General features: G+C 53.5%; 21 protein-coding genes, 1 pseudogene and 1 CRISPR repeat array. Of the genes and pseudogenes, 16 read left to right on the top strand and 6 right to left on the bottom strand.

Annotated elements, in window-relative coordinates:
* Positions 1 to 43: 43 nt before the first annotated feature.
* Positions 44 to 1522, bottom strand: a complete 1479-nt coding sequence (locus N0B36_RS12885) for an FGGY-family carbohydrate kinase (protein ID WP_259688456.1) — start codon at positions 1520 to 1522, stop codon at positions 44 to 46.
* 26 nt (positions 1523 to 1548) lie between these two features.
* On the bottom strand, positions 1549 to 2847 hold the full coding sequence (locus N0B36_RS12880) for a nitrate/nitrite transporter (protein ID WP_049268514.1): 1299 nt from the start codon (positions 2845 to 2847) through the stop codon (positions 1549 to 1551).
* A 318-nt stretch (positions 2848 to 3165) separates the two neighbouring features.
* Between N0B36_RS12880 and N0B36_RS12875 the strand changes: the two genes are divergently transcribed.
* From N0B36_RS12875 to N0B36_RS12855, 5 genes and pseudogenes are all read left to right on the top strand, one after another.
* Positions 3166 to 3951 (top strand): SDR family oxidoreductase, encoded by a 786-nt coding sequence (locus tag N0B36_RS12875; protein ID WP_016154226.1) that lies wholly within the window; start codon positions 3166 to 3168, stop codon positions 3949 to 3951.
* A gap of 59 nt (positions 3952 to 4010) precedes the next feature.
* Positions 4011 to 5465, top strand: coding sequence for an FAD-binding oxidoreductase (locus tag N0B36_RS12870; RefSeq protein ID WP_259688455.1), 1455 nt, complete (start codon positions 4011 to 4013; stop codon positions 5463 to 5465).
* A 45-nt stretch (positions 5466 to 5510) separates the two neighbouring features.
* Positions 5511 to 6869 (top strand): annotated as a pseudogene (locus N0B36_RS12865) (MFS transporter); the annotation flags it as partial.
* Complete coding sequence (locus tag N0B36_RS12860) at positions 6847 to 7629, top strand: electron transfer flavoprotein subunit beta/FixA family protein (RefSeq protein ID WP_259688454.1); 783 nt, start codon at positions 6847 to 6849, stop codon at positions 7627 to 7629. The pseudogene N0B36_RS12865 and the gene N0B36_RS12860, both read left to right, overlap by 23 nt.
* On the top strand, positions 7626 to 8480 hold the full coding sequence (locus tag N0B36_RS12855) for an electron transfer flavoprotein subunit alpha/FixB family protein (protein ID WP_259688453.1): 855 nt from the start codon (positions 7626 to 7628) through the stop codon (positions 8478 to 8480). The genes N0B36_RS12860 and N0B36_RS12855 overlap by 4 nt, the downstream gene beginning before the upstream one ends.
* Before the next feature lie 50 nt (positions 8481 to 8530).
* On the opposite strand, the gene N0B36_RS12850 is transcribed toward N0B36_RS12855, so the two are convergent.
* The 4 genes from N0B36_RS12850 to queD form a co-directional block, all read right to left on the bottom strand.
* Positions 8531 to 9106: a glycerol-3-phosphate responsive antiterminator gene (locus N0B36_RS12850; RefSeq protein WP_016157338.1), complete on the bottom strand. Its 576-nt coding sequence runs from the start codon at positions 9104 to 9106 to the stop codon at positions 8531 to 8533.
* Positions 9107 to 9122: 16 nt separating this feature from the next.
* The gene (locus N0B36_RS12845; protein ID WP_103847974.1) at positions 9123 to 9383 is read right to left on the bottom strand and encodes a ferredoxin family protein; all 261 of its coding nucleotides are present in this window, start codon (positions 9381 to 9383) and stop codon (positions 9123 to 9125) included.
* Positions 9374 to 10645, bottom strand: coding sequence for an FAD-dependent oxidoreductase (locus N0B36_RS12840; protein ID WP_259688452.1), 1272 nt, complete (start codon positions 10643 to 10645; stop codon positions 9374 to 9376). The genes N0B36_RS12845 and N0B36_RS12840 overlap by 10 nt, the downstream gene beginning before the upstream one ends.
* Before the next feature lie 81 nt (positions 10646 to 10726).
* On the bottom strand, positions 10727 to 11089 hold the full coding sequence (queD, locus tag N0B36_RS12835) for a 6-carboxytetrahydropterin synthase QueD (protein WP_016154218.1): 363 nt from the start codon (positions 11087 to 11089) through the stop codon (positions 10727 to 10729).
* Positions 11090 to 11394: 305 nt separating this feature from the next.
* Between queD and cysJ the strand changes: the two genes are divergently transcribed.
* From cysJ to cas2e, 11 genes are all read left to right on the top strand, one after another.
* Positions 11395 to 13194 (top strand): NADPH-dependent assimilatory sulfite reductase flavoprotein subunit, encoded by a 1800-nt coding sequence (gene cysJ, locus N0B36_RS12830; RefSeq protein WP_259688451.1) that lies wholly within the window; start codon positions 11395 to 11397, stop codon positions 13192 to 13194.
* Positions 13194 to 14906: an assimilatory sulfite reductase (NADPH) hemoprotein subunit gene (gene cysI, locus N0B36_RS12825; protein ID WP_016154216.1), complete on the top strand. Its 1713-nt coding sequence runs from the start codon at positions 13194 to 13196 to the stop codon at positions 14904 to 14906. Before cysJ ends, cysI begins: the two co-directional genes overlap by 1 nt.
* Positions 14907 to 14989: 83 nt before the next feature.
* Positions 14990 to 15724: a phosphoadenosine phosphosulfate reductase gene (gene cysH, locus N0B36_RS12820; RefSeq protein ID WP_259688450.1), complete on the top strand. Its 735-nt coding sequence runs from the start codon at positions 14990 to 14992 to the stop codon at positions 15722 to 15724.
* Positions 15725 to 15946: 222 nt separating this feature from the next.
* Positions 15947 to 18697: a CRISPR-associated helicase Cas3' gene (gene cas3, locus N0B36_RS12815; protein WP_259688449.1), complete on the top strand. Its 2751-nt coding sequence runs from the start codon at positions 15947 to 15949 to the stop codon at positions 18695 to 18697.
* A 158-nt stretch (positions 18698 to 18855) separates the two neighbouring features.
* Positions 18856 to 20415, top strand: a complete 1560-nt coding sequence (gene casA, locus N0B36_RS12810) for a type I-E CRISPR-associated protein Cse1/CasA (protein WP_259688448.1) — start codon at positions 18856 to 18858, stop codon at positions 20413 to 20415.
* Complete coding sequence (gene casB / locus N0B36_RS12805) at positions 20412 to 20966, top strand: type I-E CRISPR-associated protein Cse2/CasB (RefSeq protein WP_075847520.1); 555 nt, start codon at positions 20412 to 20414, stop codon at positions 20964 to 20966. Before casA ends, casB begins: the two co-directional genes overlap by 4 nt.
* A gap of 12 nt (positions 20967 to 20978) precedes the next feature.
* The gene (gene cas7e / locus N0B36_RS12800) at positions 20979 to 22034 is read left to right on the top strand and encodes a type I-E CRISPR-associated protein Cas7/Cse4/CasC (protein WP_235117368.1); all 1056 of its coding nucleotides are present in this window, start codon (positions 20979 to 20981) and stop codon (positions 22032 to 22034) included.
* 9 nt (positions 22035 to 22043) lie between these two features.
* Positions 22044 to 22772 carry a type I-E CRISPR-associated protein Cas5/CasD gene (gene cas5e, locus N0B36_RS12795; RefSeq protein ID WP_200047098.1) on the top strand — a complete coding sequence of 243 codons (729 nt, stop codon included), beginning with the start codon at positions 22044 to 22046 and terminating at the stop codon, positions 22770 to 22772.
* The gene (gene cas6e / locus N0B36_RS12790; protein ID WP_049282614.1) at positions 22772 to 23422 is read left to right on the top strand and encodes a type I-E CRISPR-associated protein Cas6/Cse3/CasE; all 651 of its coding nucleotides are present in this window, start codon (positions 22772 to 22774) and stop codon (positions 23420 to 23422) included. Before cas5e ends, cas6e begins: the two co-directional genes overlap by 1 nt.
* A complete protein-coding gene (gene cas1e / locus N0B36_RS12785; RefSeq protein ID WP_259688447.1) occupies positions 23419 to 24342 on the top strand; it encodes a type I-E CRISPR-associated endonuclease Cas1e in 924 nt (307 codons plus the stop codon). Before cas6e ends, cas1e begins: the two co-directional genes overlap by 4 nt.
* Positions 24339 to 24632: a type I-E CRISPR-associated endoribonuclease Cas2e gene (cas2e, locus tag N0B36_RS12780; RefSeq protein WP_019077560.1), complete on the top strand. Its 294-nt coding sequence runs from the start codon at positions 24339 to 24341 to the stop codon at positions 24630 to 24632. The genes cas1e and cas2e overlap by 4 nt, the downstream gene beginning before the upstream one ends.
* Before the next feature lie 96 nt (positions 24633 to 24728).
* A CRISPR array of direct repeats spans positions 24729 to 26406; the repeat unit is 29 nt; unit sequence GTGTTCCCCGCGCCAGCGGGGATAAACCG.
* Positions 26407 to 26454: the final 48 nt, after the last annotated feature.

Genomic DNA, 26454 nt, shown 5'->3' with positions numbered 1-26454 from the left:
GTTTATCGGCCTGCATTGAGTGCTACATGCAGGCCGGATAACCTTATGCGTTAGACCAGCTCTGAATCGAATTAACGTTATCCAGGCCGCCGTGCAGTACTTCATACGACTTTTTCAGGATCACATCGGTGTGCTGGGTTAAATCGCGGAAAATCCCTTTGTTCAGCGCGTCATAGCGTCTGGCGTTGCTTTCTATTGGCATGAATACATCTTTCACCCGAACCATTTTTTCTATCGCGGTCTCATAGTTCGGATAGAGACCAAGCCCTACCGCCGTGTTAATTGCCGCGCCCAGGCTGGCGCAACCGTTAATGGCATTCCGTCTTGCTGGAAGATTGAACACGTCGGCAAAGATTTGCATGAATAGATCGCTGTTTGAACCGCCGCCCGTGATGATAACCTGTTTAGCGAAGTGGTTCATTTCATTACACATATTGTCGTAATTGTTTTTCAGCGTCAGCGCAACGCTCTCCAGAATAGAGCGGTAAATCCAGGCGTAGTCCATGCTGGAGTCAAAGCCAATCATGATCCCACGTTTGAACGGTTCCCACGGGTTGGTCAGCCAGTCCAGGACGGTCATCAGGCCATTACAACCGGGTGGTACGCTGGCCGCTTTCTTGTTCAGCAAATCTTCCGGCGACAGATCCTGCGCTTTCGCATCCTGGATTAGTGATTCCCCCAACATATCCCGCAGCCAACTGACCGTCCACATTCCTTTGCGAATGCCATAGCCTTCGTAGAGTAGCGTTTGCGGAATCGAAGACATAATTGGCCAATAAGCGACGGGATCTTTGGGCAGGGCTTTGCCGTTCATCATCAGGGCGATATAGGTGCCTAATGAGATCACCGCGGTTTCGTCGTCCAGCAATCCTGCGCCCAGGGCCTCTACCGGTTTGTCGCTGGTGGTGCAAACCACCGGTAATCCGGCAGGGAAGCTGGTCGCCTTCGCGGCTGCGTCGGTCAAGTGCCCGATCACGGTTCCCGGCATCTGCACCTCGAACAGCATCCTGCGCGGGATATTGAATTTCTTCACCACCTCCGGGTCGTCGCTCCATGTCCAGGTTTTGTAATCCACCGGCCACTGACCAAAGTAGTTGGCGATATTGTCTTTAAATTCACCGGTTAAGCGATGTGACAAATAACCTGAAAATGAGGTGACGTAAGCCACATCATGATTGGCGTGCTCATAGGGGCGGGTGACGCGCGCGTCCTGCCAGCTGATCAATGGCGCAGCGGGCGTGCCGTCTGCTTTGAGCAATGCGCGACAGCAGCGAATAGAGCCCAGACCAATCCCGACAATGTCTTTTGGATCTCCCGCGAACTGGCTCATTAAGTCTTTGCCAGCAAAACACAATGAAGCCCATAAATCGTCGTCGGGATGCTCTGCCGTATCGGCGTCGGGAGTAAACATCGGTTGCAGGAGACCTTTTCCTTCACACACCACGTTACCTTCCAGATCGTACATCACTACCTTGGTACTCTGACTTCCGCCATCAATTCCAATGATGTATTTCTTTGACATTGTCATTCTCCTTTAATTTTCCATCTTCACTCGCCGGAGGTTTCTGCGGCCAGTGAGGTTATCTTTTCCGGTTCGGCATTGTTGGTGCGAATTTTGCGAAACAATAAGAACGTGAAGAGGATGACCATGCACAGCGCCGCCAGTCCCATCAGCCACATATTGCGATAGGCTTGTGCCGCCGGGAGCGTATCCTGCCAGTGGCCGACAATCGGATAGACGAACACGTCGGGCAGAAAACCGATCACCGAGCAGATCCCTACGGTGGTTCCCATGATGTAAGAAGGTGTTCTGGCCTCGCCGGGACAGGCCCAGTAAAGCCCGCGCGAGGCGTAGCAGGTGAAGCCCAGCAGCAGAATCAGGCCGATCCCCATAACCACGGACTGCGGATTTGAGTTCGTCACCAGCAGGGCAATCAGCGCAGCGGCGCCGACAATTGAAAGCAGTTGCACCACGCGCGTTGGCGACTTAATTTTGCTGTAGGTGGTGATGATGCCGCCCAGCGGCCCACAGATAGCCCGGAAGATCTTGTTGATGACGATCCCCATGTAGCTCGCCGCGACCAGCGACATGCCGTACATTTCAGTCAGATAGTTGGTGGAGTAGCTGAGAATGGCGTAGATCGTAAAGACGCCAAAAATAACCATGCTGCAATACCAGGTGGTGCTGATACGCAGCACGGCGATGATATCTTTGAGCTGAAACGCCTGCTTATCCTCTTTCGCACCGTGGCTGCGGCTGTTGCCATCGTTCACGAAGAACCAGCACAAAATTCCCAACAGGATGTAAACCACGCTATAAATCAGGATCACGGCCTTCAGGCTGTTGCTGTCGTCCGGTGCGAAGCGAGAAAAGACCCACATGGTAAATACCGCCAGCGACATGACGCCGACGCCGCGCAGGCCTTCCATCCAGCCCATGATTTTCCCTTGTTCACTGTGATCCCCCAGCAGCGAGGCGGCTTTAATTGATACCGACCACAGCATCAGGATTGTCGTGATGGCAAATGCGACCTGAATACAGAGCATGACCCACAGCGGTGGATAGGTCATCATCAGCAGACCGAGCAAGCCAGTAATTATCATGGCTGAGGTGATCATTTTGCGATGGGAGAATTTATCGGCAATAACGCCGCTGGGCGCATACAGAATAATAGCGGCAACGCCAAAGGTACTCATTATTAATCCAATTTCGGTATTGCTAAATCCCATGAATTTTGCCATGGGAATTTGATAGATATAACGTAAATAGGCTAAATCAAAACTAACGCCACCGCTGAAACTAATAATTGCGAGTGTTATCCAACGGCGATATGAGGATTGTTGCATATCGGGCTCTCATTTTATGCAGACAAAAAAAAGAGAAAAGTAAACCGCCCTTTCAGGTGGATTACTTTTCTCAGGTCTCTAGTAATTGCGCTTAGAAATAACATGGAAGTGTGGGTTATAGTGTGAGAATAATCACGCTTCTTGTTTTTAGTCATCAATACAGAATGAACAAAGCATCTGTGATTTTGATCACGTTAGATATTTTCTCGTTATGCTAAAAATTCATTCCAGTTACCAGAGATAATGAGAAAGGTGACTTCCCTCTAGCGGGGGAAGTTGCCTTTCTTTTTTTTTGCCTAAAGGAATTTGGAGCCAGCTATGTCAATCGAATCTCTCAATGCATTCTCAATGAATTTTTTCTCCCTGAAAGGGAAAACGGCGATCGTAACGGGTGGCAACAGCGGTCTGGGTCAGGCTTTTGCGATGGCGCTGGCGAAAGCCGGGGCGAATCTGTTTATCCCAAGTTTTGTAAAAGATAACGGTGAAACAAAGGAAATCATTGAGAAACAAGGTGTTGAAGTCGAGTTTATGCAGGTGGATATCACCGAGAAAGGTGCCCCGCAGAAGATTATTGCCGCCTGCTGCGAGCGTTTTGGCACCGTTGATATTCTGGTGAACAACGCCGGAATTTGTAAGCTGAATAAGGTACTGGACTTTGGTCGTGCGGACTGGGATCCGATGATTGACGTCAACCTGACGGCAGCGTTTGAACTGAGCTACGAAGCGGCAAAAATTATGATTCCGCAAAACAGCGGTAAAATTATAAATATCTGTTCTTTGTTCTCTTATCTTGGCGGACAGTGGTCTCCGGCTTATTCAGCGACAAAACATGCGCTTGCTGGTTTTACCAAGGCGTATTGCGATGAATTGGGGCAATATAATATTCAGGTTAACGGTATCGCACCGGGATATTATGCAACGGATATTACGCTGGCTACGCGCAGCAATCCGGAAACGAATCAGCGCGTATTGGATCATATCCCGGCTAATCGTTGGGGCGATACCCAGGATTTAATGGGGGCTGCGATATTCCTTGCCAGTCAGGCTTCTAATTATGTTAACGGTCATTTACTGGTCGTCGATGGCGGTTATTTAGTTCGCTAATATCTACCTATAGTTTCTGTATTATTAATTGTTCTGCTAATTATCAGGAAGGAATAGCTATGCCTTTATCTCGCGAAGCGATTGTTGACCAGTTAAAAGAAATTGTTGGGTCCGAACGCGTAATTACCGATGAAACGGTATTAAAGAAAAACAGTATTGACCGCTTTCGTAAATATGCCGACATTCACGGCGTTTACACGCTGCCCATTCCGGCGGCAGTGGTAAAACTCGGTTCGACAGAGCAGGTTTCCCGCGTTCTGGCGTTTATGGACCAACATAAAATCAATGGGGTTCCGCGTACCGGCGCATCCGCGACGGAAGGGGGGCTGGAAACGGTGGTTAAAGACTCCGTGGTGCTGGACGGGGCTGGGATGAACCAGATCCTGAGCATTGATATTGAAAATATGCAGGCGACCGCTCAATGCGGCGTTCCGCTTGAGATTCTGGAAAATGCATTGCGCGAAAAAGGATATACCACCGGGCATTCGCCGCAGTCTAAGCCGCTGGCGCAGATGGGCGGCCTGGTTGCAACCCGCAGCATCGGGCAGTTCTCCACTCTTTACGGTGCCATTGAAGATATGGTCGTGGGGCTGGAGGCGGTGCTGCCGGACGGCACGGTAACCCGCATCAAGAACGTGCCACGCCGGGCTGCCGGGCCGGACATTCGCCACATCATCATTGGGAACGAAGGCGCGCTGTGCTATATCACTGAAGTGACGGTGAAAATCTTCAAGTTCACGCCGGAAAATAACCTTTTTTATGGCTACATTCTGGACGATATGAAAATCGGTTTCGACATCCTGCGTGAAGTGATGGTGGAAGGCTACCGTCCTTCGATTGCACGCCTGTATGACGCCGAGGATGGCACCCAGCACTTCACTCATTTTGCTGACGGGAAATGCGTGTTGATCTTCATGGCTGAGGGCAATCCGCGAATGGCGCAAGCCACTGGCGAGGGCATTGCGGAGATCGTCGCGCGTTATCCACAGTGTAAGCGTGTGGACAGCAAGCTGATTGAGAACTGGTTTAACCATCTGAACTGGGGCCCGGAAAAAGTGGCTGCTGAACGCGTGCAGATCCTGAAAACCGGCAATATGGGCTTTACGACGGAAGTTTCCGGCAGCTGGAGCTGCATCCATCAAATTTACGAAAACGTGATCCATCGTATCCGCACTGAGTTCCCACACGCGGATGACATCACCATGCTGGGCGGTCACTCTTCCCATAGTTATATCAACGGTACCAACATGTACTTTGTGTATGACTACAACGTAGTGGACTGCAAGCCGGAAGAGGAGATTGATAAGTACCACAACCCGCTTAACAAGATTATTTGCGAAGAGACGATCCGTCTTGGCGGCTCAATGGTGCATCACCACGGCATCGGCAAGCATCGTGTTCACTGGAGCAAGCTGGAACATGGCAGCGCGTGGCCGCTGCTGGAAGGTCTGAAACGTCAGTTTGATCCAAACGGCATTATGAACACGGGAACGATCTACCCGATTGAGAAATAAACATCAGCTGGCTTCCTGATCGGGAAGCCACAATTTTACCGGACAGGGGTAGAAATGAACACTTCACCGGTGCGAATGGACGATTTACCGCTTAAAGGTTTTCACTGTCGTATTGCCGCCTTGACCTTTGGTGCTCACCTTACCGACGGCTATGTTCTTGGCGTTGTCGGCTATGCCATTATTCAGTTAACACCTGCCATGCAGCTCACGCCGTTTATGTCCGGGATGATTGGCGGCTCGGCGCTGCTCGGGTTGTTTCTCGGTAGTCTGGTGTTGGGCTGGATTTCAGACCACATTGGTCGACAGAAGATCTTCACTTTCAGCTTTGTGCTGATCACCATCGCCTCTTTTTTACAGCTTTTCGCCACTTCGCCAGAGCAGCTTATTGGTTTACGTATTCTGATTGGGATTGGGCTGGGAGGCGATTATTCCGTAGGGCACACTCTGTTGGCCGAATTTTCTCCACGACGACATCGGGGGGTGTTGCTGGGGGCTTTTAGCGTGGTATGGACCATCGGCTATGTGCTGGCAAGCCTGGCGGGACACTATTTTATTACCGAAAGCCCGGATGCCTGGCGCTGGCTGCTGGCGTCGGCGGCGCTGCCTGCACTATTGATTACCCTGCTTCGCTGGGGGACGCCGGAATCGCCTCGCTGGCTGCTTCGCCAGGGGCGCTTCGCGGAAGCCCATGCCATTGTTCACCGCTATCTTGGGCCGCACGTATTGCTCGGCGACGAGGTTTCTGCGGCGTCCGGGAAACATATCAAAACGCTCTTTTCCCCCCTCTACTGGCGGCGAACCGCGTTTAACAGCGTGTTTTTTGTTTGTCTGGTGATCCCGTGGTTTGTTATCTACACCTGGCTGCCCACGATTGCCGGGACCCTCGGCCTGGAGGATGCGCTCACCGCCAGCCTGCTGCTGAATGCGTTGTTAATCGTTGGCGCATTGCTGGGGCTGGTATTGACACATCTGCTGGCGCACCGTCGGTTTCTGCTTGGGAGTTTTTTTCTGTTGGCTGCCACGCTGGTGGTGATGGCTTTTCTGCCGTCCGGTAGCTCGTTAACGCTACTGCTTTTTGTCCTGTTCAGCACCACAATTTCTGCGGTCAGTAATCTGGTAGGGATCCTGCCTGCTGAAAGCTTCCCGACGGATATCCGCTCGCTGGGCGTGGGTTTTGCGACGTCGATGAGCAGACTTGGCGCGGCAATCAGCACCGGCCTGCTGCCCTGGACGCTGGCGCAATGGGGGATGCAGGTTACGTTGCTGCTGCTGGCTGGCGTACTCCTCATTGGATTTGTGGTGACATGGCTATGGGCACCGGAAACGAAGGCATTGCCGCTGGTGGTGGCCGGAAGTGTGGAGAAAAGACAGGGAGGAGCACATGAACATTCTGTTCGCGTTTAAGGCCGAACCAGACTCCGGCATGTTGGCGGAAAAAGACTGGCTGGCGGCGACGGAAGATACCCGTGGCCCGGACACCGCGCTGCTGCGCTGTTCTCCTGGTGCCGATGAGCAGGCGGCTGCAGCATTACTGCTGGCGCAACGTCGTGAAGGTTGTGATATGACGTTAACCGCGCTAAGCATTAGCGATGAGCGTGCGATTCATTGGTTGCGCTATTTTGCTGCGCTGGGTTTTGATAAGCCGGTGTTGCTGGAAACGACGGCGGATCTGCGCTTTGCGCCGGAATTCATTGCCCGGCAAATAACTGACTGGCAGCGTCATCACGGCGCGGATTTGATTATCACTGGCTGTCAGAGTAGCGAAGGGCAGAACGGGCAAACGCCATTTCTGATGGCTGAAATGCTGGCCTGGCCCTGCTTTACCCAGGTGGAGCGTTTTACGCTGACGCCGCCTTTTGTTGTTGTCGAACAGCGAACGACAATCGGGTTACGCCGCTGCCGGGTGCGGCTTCCGGCAGTGATTGCCGTCAGGCAATGTGGTGAAGTGGCGCTTCCCGTCCCCGGAATGCGTCAGCGTCTGGCGGCGGCAAAAGCGGCAATTTTACGTCAGCCAGCGTCCAGTGATGAAACTCCGAACGTGCAATGTCAGAAGCTGGCGCGACCGGCGCAGCGGCGCAGCGCCACGCTTATCGACGGCGCGACGGCGCAGGAAAAAGCGCGGATATTGTGGAATGATTATTTGCGCCAGAGGATGCAGCCATGAAGATCGTTGTGATTACGGAATCGGGTGAATGCGCTGCACTGGCAGGCTGGATTGCAGAAAACGCGCTTAATGCAGCAGAACTGGAACGCTGGACTCTAGACCCGATGCCGGACGTGGCGGAGCAGGTGCTGGACGCGCTGGCGGCGCAGTGGTTGCTGACGCCAGCCGACATCCTGATTTTCCCGGCGGGTGCGCTGGGGGATGAGCTTGCGACGCGGCTGGCCTGGCGTCTGCATGGCGGCAGCGTTTGCCAGGTGCAGACGCTGGATGCGCAACAGGGGATGGTGACGAAATCCCACTGGGGGAATGCGCTGACGGCCAGGCTACAAATCACCGCGCGTCCCTTGTGCCTTTCACTGGCGCGACAACCGGAAACGAGCGCGTCGGGCAACGTGCTGCCAGCGATGGTGGAGCGCCGAATTGCCCCCACGACACCTCCGGGCTGGCTGGATAGCGTAGAAAGCATCGACCGTGTTACAGCTCATCCTTTGTTGCAGGCCCGGCGTGTGCTGGTGGTCGGGCAGGGAAGAAGTGACGCCGATGCCGAAAAAATTACCGCTCTTGGTAAGGAGTTTGGTGCCGAAGTGGGCTACAGCCGTGCACGGGTGATGAACGGTGGCTTTGACGCTGAGCGCGTGATTGGGATATCGGGGCATCTGCTTGCGCCGGATGTCTGCATTGTGGCGGGAGCGTTCGGCGCGGCGGCGCTAATGGCCGGGGTTCGTCAGAGCCGGTTTGTGGTGGCGATAAACAGTGACGCCAGCGCGCCGGTCTTTTCACAGGCGGATGTCGGGATTGTGGATGACTGGCTGCCGGTGCTGGAGGCATTGGCAGCCATCGCAGAAAATTAATTCAGGGGGAGGCCGGATCAGGTGTTTACACCGCTATCCGGCACCTCGGGTTAATGCAGCTTTTTCGCTAACGTCCAGACGTCGGTGTTGGTAGTTGAAAGCGCCGCCACACCAGCTTTCATCGCATTGCGGGCGTCCTCTTCATCGCAAACCAGACCACCGGCAATCAACGGCTGGCGTATTTTTTCCGTCACCCATCCCAGCACTTTTGGCATGCATCCCGGCAGGATTTCAATACAGTCCGGGTTTGACTGTGCGACCTGCTTATCAATGTTGTGAAAAGAGATAGAGTCGACGATAAACAGGCGATGAATACAGAAAAAGCCCTCCGCCCGCGCGGCTTTCAGCATCGACGCTTTGGTACTGATGATGCCGTCGGCCTCAGTGACCAGCTTCAGAAACTGGATCACCACCTCTTTATTAGACGCGCCTTCCAGCAGATCAACGTGGATAAATGCGTACTTACCGGCATTTTTAATTTTCTTTACGATATGGCTGATGGTGCAGATATTGCCGTACAAAACAGAGATGAACTGGCATTCGGAATCAATGGCTAATTGCAGACTGGCGTTGTCTTTCACCGCGGCAATGACCGGATTCTGGCGGAGCAGGTGTAACAGGGGCATAAATTATCCTATTAAATTATCCAAATCGGTAAGTGATGCCAAAGCCGGACGCGGGGTAGCGCCACTGTTGCAGCGTTTTTTCATCACACAGCAGTCGACAGGTGCCGCACTCCAGGCAGCCGCGAAAGTTGACCCGTAGCTCACCTTCCGCCGTAAGAGAAAACAGTCCGGCGGGGCAGGATGCGATCAGCCGTTGTGCCGTTTTGCTGTCAATAACGGTCGCAGGAACAATATGTGAAATGTCGGCGGGACGCCAGACGTTACGGGCTACAGACATCGTAAGCTCCTGATGATATCGCCTGCCAGATGACGCAGGCCGTGACGACGAAACTGACGCCAGACAATCTGGCGCAGTGGGGCTACCGGATGATTACCCTGATGCCAGATTTCGCGCGAGACCGACTCCATCAGCATGGGCCATTGGCGATACCATCCGGGGCGCTGGAGCAACGCTGGAACATCCCGGTAACGTTGTAGAACGTCCCACAGCAGGCTGTGCTGGATGTCGTGGTGATAAGCCGGAAACAGGTTTTGCGGCTCGCGTTTCCGGCAGGCGTTAATCAATGTTTGCGCCGCCGCCTGAGCGCCAATGAGCGCCATATCCATGCCGCGAACGGAGAAACCGGTATTCACACAACTGCGCAGCGCATCGCCCACCAGCAGCCAGCCGTCTCCGGCGTACTGTACGGGCAGGCTGTGCAGGCCGCCTTCTGGTACCAGATGTGCGCCATATTCCAGCGTTTCGCTGCCTCTGAGCAGCGGATGTAACGCCGGATGCGTCTTGAGCCGTTCCAGCAGTTCAGCCGCCGGGATATCGCTCTGTGCCAAAGAGGAGAGCGGACAAACCACGCCCAGAGAGAGCGTATCTTGATTGGTATAGAGAAACGCGCCGCCGGGAAGCTCGCCACAAATATTGCCACTAAACAGCATTGCCGCGCCTTCGTCATTGGATAAGCGGAAACGTTCCTCAAGTAACGATTTATCCAGCGCCAAAGTCTCTTTAATGCCTAATGCCATTGCGGCTGTCGAGGGACGCGGCAGGAATCCGTAGCGCTCGGCCAGTACGCTGTTTGCCCCTTCCGCCAGTACCACATAACGGGCGCGCAGCGTCTCGTTATCGGCAATGACGCCGCAGACTCTGCCCTCTTCGATATGGAGCGCCTCGACCGTCACACCGCTGATAAACTGTACGCCTTCGTCCTCGGCCTGGGCGACAAACCACGGGTCGAAGCGGGCGCGCAGCAGGCTCCATGAGTCTCCATCCGGTTGCAGGCTGGAGTACGTCGTTGCGCCATCGCGAGTTAACAGCGAGAGATTTTCCTGGGTAATTCGGCGTTCAAGTGGGGCTGAATGTTGGAAGTGGGGAAGAAGTTCACCGAGCGCGTGAGTATACAGACGCCCGCCGGAAAGGTTTTTACTGCCGGGACGCTCGCCGCGTTCAATAAGCAAAACTGACAGTCCTGCTCGCACGCAGCGTAAAGCACAAGCGGTGCCCGCTATCCCTGCACCGATAATAATAATATCGAAATCGTCAGACATGTTGTGCTCCAGATATCCAGAGCACATAACCCTAACAGAGTGTTAGTTAAGGAAAATTGACCGTCGCCACAGACGATACAATCATTCCCCGCGATACACGCAGCCTGCTGTGCAGGTCTCTTTCACCATTACGGCACTCAGCAGAGGGACAACTGGTTTAACCTGATCCCAAATCCATTTGGCCAGAACTTCACTGGTTGGGTTTTCTAAGCCAGGAATATCGTTCAGATAGTAGTGATCGAGTCTGTTGTAAGTTGGCTTAAACGCGGCTTTTAACTCAGAAAAATCCATGATCCAACCGGTATGCGGATCGACTTCACCGGTAATTTCAAGACGCACCATAAATGAGTGACCATGCAGGCGGCCACACTTATGCCCTTCCGGTACATGCGGCAGGCGGTGAGCGGCTTCGAAGGTGAAATCTTTAAACAAGGTGGTGGACATTTTTTACTCTCAAGAATGCGAAAAACCGCCGTAGGGTACCGTAAAGAGCGAATTTTATCATTAGTTAAAAGGGCGCTGAGTATCAGAACGACCTATTCATGATGGTAATATTTAATAATTATTGATATATCATATAGTTATCCAATCTGTTTTGCTGTTAATAACTATAACTAAAACAGGTTAGTTCATTTGGTTATTTGTTATTTCTATCCCTTCTTTAATTGTTACTATCCCCGCCGTTAACCTTATCTTCAGTTTGGGTTTTATTGCTGAAATCCGCTTTGCTTACTGGAACATGACAACGCATGACGACACAGGCCCCACCTTCCGCTCTGCTACCGCTAAACCCGGAGCAACTGGCACGCCTTCAGGCGGCCACGACCGATTTCACTCCCGCACAGCTTGCGTGGGTTTCTGGCTATTTTTGGGGCGTGCTGAATCAGCAGCCAGGCAGCAATGCGGCGACTCCTGCGCCTGCTGCTGAAATGCCTGGCATTACGCTTATCTCCGCCTCGCAAACCGGTAATGCGCGTCGTGTGGCGGAAGCCCTGTGCGATGATCTGATCGCTGCAAAGCTCAACGTCACTCTCACCAATGCTGGCGACTATAAATTCAAACAAATCGCCAATGAGAAATTGCTGATCGTAGTGGCGTCGACGCAAGGGGAAGGTGAACCGGCGGAAGAAGCCGTAGCGTTGCATAAATTCCTGTTCTCTAAAAAAGCGCCGAAGCTCGATAACACCGCTTTTGCCGTGTTTGGTCTTGGTGACACTTCTTACGAGTTTTTCTGTCAGTCAGGAAAAGACTTCGATGCAAAACTGGCTGAGCTGGGCGGTGAACGCTTGCTTGACCGCGTGGATGCCGACGTCGAATACCAGGGCGCGGCAGCCGAATGGCGTGCCCGTCTGGTTGATGTCCTGAAAGCGCGTGCGCCTGCGGCATCGTCTGTGCAAGTTGCTGCGAGCGGTGCGGTAAACGAAGTACACACCAGCCCGTACACCAAAGAAGCGCCGCTGACGGCGTCACTTGCGGTGAATCAGAAAATCACCGGTCGCGACTCGGAAAAAGATGTGCGCCATATTGAAATCGATCTCGGCGATTCCGGCCTGCGCTACCAGCCGGGCGATGCCTTAGGAGTCTGGTATCAGAACGATCCTGAGCTGGTCAAAGAGCTGGTTGAATTGCTGTGGCTGAAAGGAGATGAACCGGTCACGGTTGACGGCAAAACCCTGTCGCTCACCGAAGCGCTGCAATGGCATTTCGAGCTGACGGTTAACACCGGCAATATCGTCGAGAACTATGCCACTTTAACCCGTAGCGACTCTCTGCTGCCGCTGGTGGGCGACAAAGCGCAATTGCAGCATTACGCCGCAACCACGCCAATCGTCGATATGGTGCGCTTCTCCCCAGCGCAACTGGACGCCCAAACGTTGGTTGATCTTCTGCGCCCGCTGACGCCGCGTTTGTATTCTATTGCCTCTTCCCAGGCGGAAGTGGAAAGCGAAGTGCATGTCACCGTGGGCGTGGTGCGTTATGACATTGAAGGTCGGGCCCGTGCTGGCGGTGCGTCCAGTTTCCTCGCCGATCGCGTGGAAGAAGAGGGCGAAGTGCGTGTGTTCATCGAACACAACGATAACTTCCGCCTGCCGGCTAACCCGCAGACACCGGTGATTATGATTGGACCGGGCACGGGGATTGCGCCATTCCGTGCATTTATGCAGCAGCGTGCGGCTGACGGAGCCGAAGGCAAAAACTGGCTGTTTTTTGGCAACCCACACTTTACCGAAGATTTCCTGTACCAGGTGGAATGGCAGCGTTACGTCAAAGAGGGCGTACTGAGCCGCATCGATCTCGCCTGGTCGCGCGATCAAAAAGAAAAAGTCTACGTACAAGATAAACTGCGCCAACAAGGTGCGGAACTGTGGCGCTGGATAAACGACGGTGCCCACATTTATGTCTGCGGCGACGCCAATCGCATGGCGAAAGACGTTGAGCAGGCTTTGTTGGAAGTGATTGCCGAATTCGGTTCTATGGATATCGAAGCGGCGGATGAATTTTTAAGTGAGCTGCGCATTGAGCGCCGTTATCAGCGAGATGTCTACTAATGAGCGAAAAATACCCAGGACCATTGGTGGTCGAAGGCAAGCTGTCCGACGCTGAGCGTATGAAGCTGGAAAGCAACTATCTGCGCGGTACGATTGCCGAAGATTTAAACGACGGCCTGACCGGCGGCTTCAAAGGCGACAACTTCCTGCTGATCCGTTTTCACGGTATGTACCAGCAGGATGACCGCGATATCCGCGCCGAACGAGCCGAGCAAAAGCTGGAGCCGCGTCACGCGATGCTGCTGCGCTGCCGTCTGCCGGGTGGGGTGATCACCACCAAACAGTGGCAGGCGATCGACACGTTCGCCCATGACAACACGATTTATGGCAGCATTCGTCTGACCAACCGTCAGACCTTCCAGTTTCACGGCATTCTGAAGAAGAACGTTAAGCCGGTACACCAGATGCTGCATTCGGTCGGGCTGGACGCGCTGGCGACCGCCAACGACATGAACCGTAACGTTCTGTGTACCTCTAACCCGTACGAGTCCGAGCTGCACGCCCAAGCCTATGAATGGGCGAAGAAGATCTCCGAACATCTGCTGCCGCGTACTCGCGCCTATGCAGAAATTTGGCTGGATCAGGAGAAGGTTGCGACCACCGACGAAGAGCCGATCCTCGGTCAAACCTATCTGCCGCGTAAGTTTAAAACCACGGTCGTAATCCCGCCGCAGAACGACATCGATCTGCACGCCAACGACATGAACTTCGTAGCGATTGCCGAAAACGGCAAGCTGGTGGGCTTTAACCTGCTGGTCGGCGGTGGCTTATCGATTGAGCACGGCAATAAGAAAACCTACGCCCGCACCGCGAGCGAATTCGGCTATCTGCCGCTGGAGCACACGCTGGCGGTGGCGGAAGCGGTTGTTACCACGCAGCGCGACTGGGGTAATCGTACCGATCGTAAAAACGCCAAAACCAAATACACGCTTGAACGCGTTGGTATCGACACGTTCAAAGAGGAAGTGGAGCGTCGTGCGGGTATTAAATTTGAGCCGATCCGCCCGTACGAGTTCACCGGTCGCGGCGATCGTATTGGTTGGGTAAAAGGGATCGACAATAACTGGCACCTGACGCTGTTTATTGAAAACGGCCGTATCCTGGATTATCCGGGCCGTCCGCTGAAAACCGGCCTGCTGGAGATCGCGAAGATCCACAAAGGGGATTTCCGCATCACCGCCAACCAGAACCTGATCATTGCTGGTGTGCCGGAAAGCCAAAAAGCGAAGATCGAGAAGCTGGCGCGCGATCACGGATTGATGAATGCGGTGAAGCCGCAGCGTGAAAACTCGATGGCCTGCGTGTCGTTCCCGACCTGTCCGCTGGCGATGGCGGAGGCCGAACGTTTCCTGCCATCGTTCACTGATAAAGTGGAAGCTATTCTCGAAAAACACGGCATTCCTGACGAGCATATCGTGATGCGCGTTACAGGTTGCCCGAACGGCTGCGGCCGCGCGATGCTGGCGGAACTGGGCCTGGTGGGTAAAGCGCCGGGGCGCTACAACGTGCACCTTGGCGGTAACCGCATGGGCACGCGCATTCCGCGTATGTATCGCGAAAATATTACGGAATCGGAAATTCTCGACTCCGTTGACGAACTGGTTGGGCGCTGGGCGAAAGAGCGCGAAGCGGGTGAAGGCTTCGGTGATTTTACGGTGCGTGCGGGCATCATTCGCCCGGTGCTCGATCCCGCCCGGGATTTCTGGGAATAAGGTGAAATTGACTTATCGGGTCTGCTGAATCTGTAGGCCTGATAAGCGCAGTGCCATCAGGCAAGGTAAACAGCGAGGAATTTATGTCCAAACTCGATCTCAACGCGTTGAACGCGCTGCCGAAGGTTGAACGCGTTATGGCGTTGGCACAAACCAACGACCAACTGGAAAAATTGAGCGCAGAGGATCGCGTGGCGTGGGCGCTGGAAAACCTGCCTGGTGAATATGTACTGTCATCAAGCTTTGGTATCCAGGCTGCAGTAAGCCTGCACCTGGTGAATCAGGTTCACCCGGATATCCCGGTGATCCTCACCGATACCGGCTATTTGTTCCCGGAAACCTACCAGTTTATTGATGAGTTAACAGACAAACTCAAGCTTAATCTGCAAGTCTACCGGGCGAAGGAGAGCGCGGCCTGGCAGGAAGCGCGCTACGGCAAACTGTGGGAGCAGGGCGTTGAAGGCATTGAGAAATACAATGAGATCAACAAAGTCGAGCCGATGAACCGCGCGCTTAAAGAACTCAATGCGCAAACCTGGTTTGCCGGTCTGCGCCGCGAGCAGTCGGGCAGCCGGGCGCATTTGCCGGTGTTGGCTATCCAGCGTGGCGTGTTTAAAGTGCTGCCGATCATCGACTGGGACAACCGTACCGTTTACCAGTACCTGCAAAAGTACGGCCTGAAATACCATCCACTGTGGGATCAGGGCTATCTGTCAGTGGGTGATACCCATACCACCCGCAAATGGGAGCCGGGTATGGCGGAAGAAGAGACGCGGTTCTTTGGATTGAAGCGCGAGTGCGGATTGCACGAAGGGTGATAAATAGCGGACACCAAATCAATAATTCTACTCCCGGCGTTGCCGGGATTTTTTTATATTTTAGCCAAGTTTGTTATTAATTATATTAAAATTCAATGTAAGTTAGAATATACATCATATTATCTAATTAATTGAATTATAAGATATATTGAGCCGTGTCACGAATTGTTTTCTGTAAATACGTAATGATACGAAGACAATTCCTGATTAGCTGGATACGCGGTGTCGATATATTTTTATTGGGGAAAAAGCCGGCAAGTTGAAAAAGATGGTGGCGACGATTACCACCTGCTGTGCTGGCATTCACTGGACGTAGCGGCAGTAGGCTACTGGATGGTGAAAAATAATCTCTACGGGCTTGCTGTTTATTTCCAGAGATTGGGAATAACGAATGTTGAGCAAGCCGCACAATTTTTTGCCTGGTTATTGTGTTGGCATGATATCGGTAAGTTTGCCAGTTCATTTCAACGGCTGTATAGCCATCCCAACCTGCCCGTTCCTTCCGAACGGCGAAAAAACTATGAATCAATCCACCACACGACGCTGGGACACTGGTTATGGAACAGTTGGTTAAGCGAGTTCCCTGAACTATTGCCGGGCTCTCCACTTTCTTCCCGCAAGTTGAAGCGGGTTATCGGTATGTGGATATCGGTGACGACAGGCCATCATGGGCGCCCGCCGCAGGGGATTCGCGAGCTGGATAATTTTCTGCCGCAGGACAAAGATGCGGCCCGGGAATTTTTAACGCGTATTAAATCGCTGTTTCCGCTGATTGATATTCCGCTATTCTGGGATGAAGACGAAGGTATTGTGTTGTTCCAGCACCTCTCATGGCCGATTTCTGCTGCGGTAGTTCTGGCGGACTGGTGTGGTTCGTCCTGCCGTTTTTTCCCTCGCATCGCCTGTTCGATGCCCATCGAAAAATACTGGCCGCTAGCGCTGGATAAAGCGAAGGCCGCGCTTGCTACGATACCGCCTCCTTCTGCGGTTGCTCCTTTCTCCGGTATTCAAACGCTTTTCCCCTTTATTCAGCAGCCCACGCCTTTACAGCAAAAGGTACTTGAGCTGGATATTGATAAAGACGCGCCGCAACTATTCATTCTGGAAGACGTAACGGGCGCAGGTAAAACCGAGGCCGCGTTAATTCTCACCCATCGATTGATGGCGGCAGGAAAAGCGCAGGGGTTGTATTTTGGATTGCCGACGATGGCAACCGCGAATGCCATGTTTGATCGCCTGTCGGAGAGCTGGCTTTCGCTGTACAGGTCGGGTTCTTGCCCCAGTCTGGTGCTGGCGCACAGTGCGCGCGGTTTAATGGACAAATTTAATCAATCAATTTGGTCGACTGAGTCGTCAGGTTCGGAGGAGCTGGATGATAAGCAGCCCTTAAGCCAGGGCTGCGCCGCCTGGTTTGCCGACAGTAATAAGAAAGCGCTGCTGGCTGAAGTGGGCGTCGGCACGCTCGATCAGGCCATGATGGCGGTGATGCCGTTTAAGCATAACAACCTGCGGTTGCTGGGCCTTAGCGACAAAATTCTGCTGGCCGATGAGATCCACGCTTACGACGCCTATATGTCGCGGATTCTGGAAAGTCTGATTGAGCATCAGGCCCGCAGCGGCAACAGTACGATCCTGCTTTCTGCCACGCTCTCACAACAGCAGCGCGATCGGCTGGTGGCCGCATTCGCGCGCGGGGCAGGAAGCCGAGCTGAAGCGCCTTTATTGAGTTATGACGATTATCCCTGGTTGACTCAGGTTATAGGGCAGGAGGTGGTTTCTCAGCATGTGGCGACGCGCAAAGAAGTTGAGCGCAGTGTTAATGTCGGTTGGCTCTATAGCGAGGAATCCTGCATCGCGCGAATTGAACGAGCGGTAAGCAAAGGCAAATGCATCACGTGGATTCGCAATTCGGTGGATGATGCCATTCGGATTTATCGCCAGCTACTCGCCAGAGGCCGTGTTCAGGCCGAACATCTCTCATTATTTCATAGCCGATTTGCTTTTTATGACCGGCAGCGGATTGAGACGCAGACATTGTCGCTATTTGGTAAAGGGGAGAGTACGCAACGTGCCGGTAAAGTTCTTATCGCCACTCAGGTGATTGAGCAGAGTCTCGACATCGATATGGACGAGATGATCTCTGATTTAGCGCCAGTGGATCTCCTGATCCAGCGAGCGGGACGGTTACAGCGCCATATCCGCTATCGCAACGGCAGAGTGAAAGGTAGTGGTCAGGATGAACGCGATGCGCCGGAACTGGTGATCCTCGCACCAGAGTGGGATGGCGCCCCGCAAGAAGATTGGTTTTCCGCTGCCATGCGTAACAGCGCCTATGTCTATCCCGATCATGGCCGCCTATGGCTGACACAGCGCGTGCTGCGGGAGCAGGGAGCCATTCGGATGCCGCAATCTGCCCGGTTGTTGATTGAGTCGGTATACGGTGAAAATGTGGTAATGCCTGACGGTTTTGCGAAAACAGAGAATGCGCAGGAAGGAAAATATTATTGCGATCGGGCGTTTGCCGCGCAGATGTTGCTGAACTTTGCACCGGGATACAGCCCTGAAAGTAGCGATTTCCTTCCGGAGAAGTTGTCGACTCGTCTGGCGGAAGAGTCCATCACGCTATGGCTGGCGAAAAGGGTTGATGGCAACGTCACCCCTTATGCCTCTGGTGCTCATCCCTGGGAGATGAGCGTGCTGCGAGTGCGCCAGAGCTGGTGGGAAAAGCATAAAGATGAGTTTGAACGGCTGGAGGGAGAGGTGCTGCAGAAATGGTGTGTGGAGCAACATCAGAATATGGAGTTTGCCGTGGTGATTGTTGTGTCGGAGGATGCAAACAGCGGCTATACGGCGAGTGAAGGATTGATTGGTAAAGTTGATTACCTCTCCATAAGAAGAGATGCCCCGAAGCCCAATCACGTTTCTCAGCTTGATAGCGTTCTTTCAGGGATTGGTTGTTTCAATAGTAAATAAGGAATCTGTCATGGAAGAAAAATCAAACCGATGCAAACGGTTGTTCTGTCGGTTGAAGATTCAGTTAGGTAATAAGCTGTCAGCAAGCTTTCAACTGTCAGTTCATTAACACTCCAGGGAACATTAGCGCTATGGATGGCGCATCGTAAGGAAAAGGTATGTTTCCAATAAATTTACTAACAACGCCCTGGCTTCCCGTGCGCTTTAATGACGGCTCGCTGGGCAAGTTGGCCCCCGCCAATCTGGCGGATGAAAACGTGGTGGATATCGCCGCAACGCGAGCTGATTTACAGGGGGCGGCCTGGCAATTTCTGCTGGGATTGCTGCAATGCAGCATTGCGCCAAAAAATAGCGCCCGCTGGGACGATATTTGGGTGGAGGGATTAACGGAAGAAACGCTTCGTGAGGCGCTGACCCCCTTAGAGCATGCCTTTCAGTTCGGTGCTGAATCGCCCTCTTTTATGCAGGATTTTGAACCGTTAACCGGCGAAAAAGTTTCTATAGCTTCGCTGTTGCCGGAAACACCCGGGGCGCAAACCACCAAATTTAATAAAGACCATTTTATCAAACGTGGCGTCACAGAACGTTTTTGCCCGCATTGCGCGGCGTTGGCGCTATTCTCACTGCAACTCAACGCGCCATCCGGCGGTAAAGGCTATCGTACCGGTCTGCGCGGTGGTGGGCCGATGACCACGCTTATCGAGTTACAGGAATATCAGGGTACCCGGCAAACGCCGCTGTGGCGCAAGCTGTGGCTTAACGTGATGCCGCAGGACGCCGCAGAACTTCCTCTGCCAGATTTATATGATGCGTCGATTTTCCCGTGGCTCGCCGTTACGCGCACCAGCGAGCCGCCAGCGAATAGGGTGACGACGCCGGAGCTGGTTAATAAGCTCCAGGCGTACTGGGGCATGCCGCGCCGTATCCGTCTGAATTTTGCCACCACGCAGTCTGGTTTCTGTGATATGTGCGGCGCTGACAGCGACGAGTTGCTCAGCGCGATGACCGTCAAAAACTACGGCGTTAACTATGAAGGCTGGCGACACCCGCTGACGCCGTATCGTCTGCCGATAAAAGAGAGCGATGGGTTCTTTTCCGTGAAACCACAGCCTGGCGGGCTTATCTGGCGGGACTGGCTGGGGTTAAGCCAGGACAACCAGACGGACACGAATAAAGAATATCCGGCGCTGGTGGTCAAAGTGTTTAACGCTCGCAGCCTGAAGGACATCAAGGCGGGTTTGTGGGGCTTTGGGGCGGATTTCGACAATATGAAAATACGCTGCTGGTATGAACATCACTTCCCGATACTTATGACGGAAAATTTGATCCCTCATTTGCGTAAAGCCATGCAAACGGCTACCCGACTCCTCAGCCTATTACGTAACGCCTTAAAAGACGCCTGGTTCGCCGATGCCAAAGGCGCGCGCGGCGACTTCAGTTTTATTGATATTGATTTCTGGAATCTGACGCAGGGACGTTTTTTGACCCTGATTCACGATCTTGAAAATGGCCATGAGCCGGGTGACAGGCTGAATAAATGGCAAAGGGAGCTGTGGCTATTTACTCGCCGTTACTTTGACGATCGTGTCTTTACCAACCCCTATGAAGATAACGACCTGAAGCGCAGCATGATGGCACGCAAAAAATATTTTACGACATCGGCGGAAAAGCAAAGCGCAAAAACCGTCAGGGACAAAAAGCAGGAGGCTGCTGAATGAGTATTGTGAAAGAAGATCACAAAGCCAGGCTGCGCAAATGGCATGAGGAGTTGCAGGAGAAGCGCGGCGCGCGTGCCAGTCTGCGGCGCAGCATAACGGTAAACGATGCCTGTCTGTCTGAAGGATTTCGCTCCCTGCTGATGCAGACCCATACGCTGTGGAAAATTGAAGGGCAGGAGTGGCGGGTTACCGCGCTGGCGCTGGTTGCTGCACTGGGCGCAAATGTGAAAACGATTGATGAACGCCTGTGTTTTGCCGCGCAGCTTGGGCAGATGACGGGCAATAACCCGGTCATGTCGGAGAAGCGGTTTGCGATATTGTCTGCGGTAAAAACGCCGGATGAACTGCTGCGTCAGCTGCGACGTGCGGTGAAGCTGTTAAAAGGCTCTGTAAACCTGATTTCGCTGGCGGAAGATATTTTCCGCTGGTGTCAGGAAAACGACGATTTGCAAAACCATCATCGCCGTCAGCAGCGACCCACCGAATTTATCCATATCCGCTGGGCGCTGGAATACTATCAGGCTGGCGAAACCGATAACGAAGAAAATTAATAGGGACTCCAAATGACAACGTTTATTCAGCTCCATTTACTGACCGCTTATCCTGCTGCCAATCTGAACCGTGACGATACCGGTGCGCCGAAAACGGTAGTGCTTGGCGGAGCAACACGTTTGCGTATTTCTTCCCAGAGTCTGAAACGCGCATGGCGCACTTCTGAATTGTTTGAGCAGGCGCTGGCCGGGAATATTGGTATTCGCAGTGGGCGTATTGCGCGTGAGGCGGCGAATATCTTGATAGAAAAAGGTATTGATCCGAAAAAAGCGGTTGAATGGGTAGAGGGTATCGCAAACTGCTTTGGCAAAGTAAAAGCAGATAAGAAAGCGAAAGATGTGCTGACCAACGCCGAAACCGAGCAACTGGTGCACATTAGCCCGGCAGAGTTTGATGCGGTAATTACCCTGGCTCATCGTCTGGCAGAAGAAAAACGTGCGCCAAAAGAGGAAGAGCTGGCGCTGCTACGTAAAGATCGCATGGCCGTCGATATCGCGATGTTTGGCCGCATGCTGGCCAATAAACCAGAGTTCAATATAGAAGCAGCCTGCCAGGTTGCGCATGCCTTCGGCGTCAGCGAAACGATCGTCGAAGACGATTTCTTTACTGCCGTCGACGATTTACGCGCTTCTTCAGATGATGCGGGCGCAGGTCACTTGGGAGAAACCGGTTTTGGTTCAGCGCTGTTTTATACCTATATCTGCATCGACAAAGATCTGCTGGTGAAAAATCTCCACAGTAATGAAGAGCTGGCTAATAAAACGTTGCGGGCCTTTACCGAAGCGGCGCTGAAAGTCTCGCCAACCGGCAAACAAAACAGCTTTGCCAGTCGCGCTTATGCCTCTTGGGCGTTGGCGGAAACGGGAACCGATCAGCCTCGTTCCCTGGCTGCGGCATTTTATAATCCGATCAACGGCACCAACCAACTGGATGTGGCGGTAAAACGCATTACCGAACTGCGTGAAAATATGAAGAAAGTCTATGGTGAGCAAACCAAATCAACCCACTTTGATGTTATGCAGCAACAGGGAAGCATGAAAGACGTCCTGGACTTTATCTGCGCGTAAGGGGCGGCTATGAGCCAATATCTGGTTTTTCAGCTTCATGGGCCAATGGCTTCCTGGGGCGTCGATGCGCCCGGCGAAGTTCGCCATAGTCACGAGCTTCCCTCTCGTTCGGCATTACTGGGGCTGCTCGCGGCAGCGCTCGGTATTTGTCGTGATGAAGAGGAGCGGTTAAACGATTTCAATCAGCATTATGCTTTTCTGTTGTGTGCCAGCCAGGAACCCCGCTGGGCACGAGATTATCACACAGTCCAGATGCCAAGAGAGGTGCGTAAAGCGCGCTATTTTAGCCGCCGGGAAGAGCTGCGCGATCCTGAGTTGCTCAGTGCGCTGATTTCCCGGCGAGACTATTACACCGATGCCTGGTGGATGGTTGGCGTTGCAATGACGCCGGACGCGCCTTATTCGCTGAAGCAGATCCGGGAAGGATTGCAACATCCGGTATTTCCTCTGTATTTGGGGCGAAAAAGCTATCCGCTGGGGTTGCCGCTCGCGCCGGTACTGCTGGAAGGAAGCGCGCCGGATGTCTTACGTGAGGCATATCGTCAGTATGAGAGTAAATTCAAAGCGCTGAAACTTCCTCTGGCGAAATTACAGAATGAATGCTGGTGGGAAGGGGATCACGACGGCTTAACCGCGAATAAAATTTTGCGCCGCCGTGACAGGCCGTTGAGTCGCCAACAATGGTTGTTTGGCGAACGTTCCGTGAATCAAGGGCCATGGCTCAGCAAGGAGGAATAGTGTACCTCTCAAGAATAACGTTACATACCAGCCAGCTTTCGCCTTCACAACTGCTGCATCTGGTGGATCGTGGCGAATACGTTATGCATCAGTGGCTGTGGGATCTTTTTCCTGGTGGAAAGGATCGGCAGTTCCTTTATCGTCGTGAGGAGTTACAGGGTGCTTTTCGCTTTTTTGTTTTGTCACAGGAACGGCCAGCAGAAAGCGCGATTTTCGACGTGCAGTGCCGCTCGTTCAGCCCAGCGTTAAGCGTTGGTCAGACGTTGCGATTTAACCTGCGTGCTAATCCGACAATTTGTAAAGCAGGTAAACGTCATGATTTGCTGATGGAAGCAAAGCGCCAGGTCAAAGCGCAGATGGGTAGTCAGGACATCTGGCTCTGTCAGCAGCAGGCGGCGCTGGCGTGGCTGTCTCGCCAGGGGGAGCAACATGGATTCTCATTGTGTGAGAGTAATGTTGATGCCTATCGGCAGCAGCAGATACGGCGCGAGAAAGCCCGCCAGATGATTCAGTTCAGCAGCGTGGATTATAGTGGCGTGCTGGTGGTCAACGATCCTGAACGATTCCTGCAACGTCTGGCGGTGGGATTCGGTAAAAGCCGGGCGTTTGGCTGCGGCATGATGATGATCAAACCGGGAGATGGTGAGTGACGTTTGTCCCGCTAAGCCCGATTCCCTTAAAAGATCGTACCTCAATGATCTTCCTCCAGTATGGTCAGGTTGACGTACTGGATGGCGCGTTTGTCTTGATCGATAAAAGCGGTATTCGCACGCATATTCCGGTGGGGTCGGTAGCCTGCATTATGCTGGAGCCGGGAACGCGAGTCTCTCATGCCGCAGTGCGACTGGCATCAATAGTCGGGACATTGCTGGTGTGGGTTGGGGAAGCGGGTGTGCGCGTTTACGCTTCCGGCCAGCCCGGTGGGGCACGGGCTGACAAGCTGCTCTATCAGGCCAAATTAGCGCTGGATGATGATTTTCGGCTGAAAGTCGTGCGAAAAATGTATGAATTGCGTTTTCGCGAGCCGCCCCCAGCGCGTCGTTCAGTTGAACAGTTACGCGGTATTGAGGGGGCCCGTGTGCGGCAGCCCTATGCCCTGCTGGCAAAACAATACGGCGTAAAATGGAATGGTCGCAACTATGATCCTAAAGACTGGGAAAAAGGCGATGTAGTCAATCGATGTATTAGCGCCGCGACGTCATGTCTTTATGGGATTTCAGAAGCGGCTATCCTGGCGGCTGGCTATGCACCTGCCATTGGTTTCATTCACAGTGGTAAACCGCTTTCTTTTGTTTATGACATTGCCGATATCATTAAATTCGACTCTGTCGTGCCGAAGGCATTTGAAATTGCTGCCCGCCATCCTGTAGAGCCAGATAGAGAGGTGAGATTGGCCTGTCGCGATATATTTCGTAGTTCTAAGCTGACGAGCAAACTGATACCTCTGATTGAGGAAGTCCTTGACGCTGGCGAAATAGACCCTCCGCAGCCTGCGCCAGATATGTTGCCGCCTGCAATACCGGAACCGGAATTGTTTGGAGATGGTGGTCATAGGGGGCGTGGTGGATGAGTATGGTTGTCGTTGTAACGGAAAACGTTCCGCCGCGTCTGCGAGGGCGTCTCGCCGTCTGGCTGCTGGAAATCCGTGCGGGTGTTTATGTTGGTGATACCTCTAAGCGAATTCGGGAAATGATTTGGCACCAAATCATACAGTTGGGCGGAGCGGGAAACGTTGTGATGGCCTGGGCGACAAACACGGAGTCAGGTTTTGAGTTTCAAACCTGGGGAGAAAATCGCCGTATTCCGGTAGATTTGGATGGACTTAGACTAGTGTCTTTTCTTCCTTTTGATAATCAATAGGTTGAGTGTTCTTTAATAAAACGGAATTGTTGTTCCCAAGTTGGTAGATTGTTACTTGATGAAAATTGCAATAGAAAACAGTTATATATATTTAGTATGTTCCCCGCGCCAGCGGGGATAAACCGGGTGACTGGCGATTCTTTATCAGTGAACCAGGGTGTTCCCCGCGCCAGCGGGGATAAACCGTAGTGCTTCTCACCGTTGACCATGACCGGCAAGTGTTCCCCGCGCCAGCGGGGATAAACCGCGTGGTTGTCGCAACTTCAGCGGCACCAATACGTGTTCCCCGCGCCAGCGGGGATAAACCGCGCTGGCATCTGATTTGATTTTCCCGGTGGCAGTGTTCCCCGCGCCAGCGGGGATAAACCGCTACTTATTGCGCTATCTGTCAGCGGCTAACCGTGTTCCCCGCGCCAGCGGGGATAAACCGTCGTGACGACACAACTGGCGAGATCTACTTTCGTGTTCCCCGCGCCAGCGGGGATAAACCGGATGCAGAATCCCGGTGAATTCATTGATGACCGTGTTCCCCGCGCCAGCGGGGATAAACCGGTGGCATATATAGTGAAAAACGGGCTATTATGGTGTTCCCCGCGCCAGCGGGGATAAACCGTCGCCGCATGACGGTAACGGCATCCAGGCAGGGTGTTCCCCGCGCCAGCGGGGATAAACCGCTTGGGGGTTTTATCGTGGGGAGTTGCCTGCAGTGTTCCCCGCGCCAGCGGGGATAAACCGGGCCTGGAGTCAGCGGCAGTGGCGGCAACAGAGTGTTCCCCGCGCCAGCGGGGATAAACCGGCGCAGGCCGGTATTGATTGCGAATTGCCATAGTGTTCCCCGCGCCAGCGGGGATAAACCTTTCCCCTCGTTATCAATATCAGCGTTCAGGTCGTGTTCCCCGCGCCAGCGGGGATAAACCGCACACCAAAAACCATCCTCGTACACTGCATTAGTGTTCCCCGCGCCAGCGGGGATAAACCGCCGTACAAACAAACTTTTTTCGAGTTTATCCAGTGTTCCCCGCGCCAGCGGGGATAAACCGGCTGATAGCGCTGAGCCTGTATCATTCGACGAGTGTTCCCCGCGCCAGCGGGGATAAACCGCGATTATGGCGCGCCGACAATTCGCAAACGATGTGTTCCCCGCGCCAGCGGGGATAAACCGCCCAGACAGCCCCTTTATTGATCGCACAAAAAGTGTTCCCCGCGCCAGCGGGGATAAACCGATCATTCAACAACTGGAATATGCCCGACTTAAGTGTTCCCCGCGCCAGCGGGGATAAACCGGCTTATCGACAATACCACGGACTTTGCCGGGAGTGTTCCCCGCGCCAGCGGGGATAAACCGCCAGGGGACTTAATCTGGAGGCAGAAAAACTAGTGTTCCCCGCGCCAGCGGGGATAAACCGGGTACGCAGTGCAAAAACTGGTACGCAATCCGGTGTTCCCCGCGCCAGCGGGGATAAACCGTTAGCCTTGCGCAAACGTGGGAGGAAGAGGGCGTGTTCCCCGCGCCAGCGGGGATAAACCGCTAGTCACTGGCAACCAGGCGGGGATCGTGGGGTGTTCCCCGCGCCAGCGGGGATAAACCGGCCACGCCTGCTGGCGGTCGCTAAAGGGCATGCGTGTTCCCCGCGCCAGCGGGGATAAACCGGGATGTGGCATCACTGATGTCTTGCGCCGTAGGGTGTTCCCCGCGCCAGCGGGGATAAACCGGTTCGCAGCTGAGTGATTTTACCGTTGCCTCTGTGTTCCCCGCGCCAGCGGGGATAAACCGGTTCGCAGCTGAGTGATTTTACCGTTGCCTCTGTGTTCCCCGCGCCAG

Origin of the sequence: Citrobacter sp. XY323, from assembly GCF_025106035.1 — a bacterium.
Taxonomy (GTDB): Bacteria; Pseudomonadota; Gammaproteobacteria; order Enterobacterales; family Enterobacteriaceae; genus Citrobacter; species Citrobacter braakii.
This window is presented reverse-complemented; position numbering and strand designations above follow the sequence as displayed.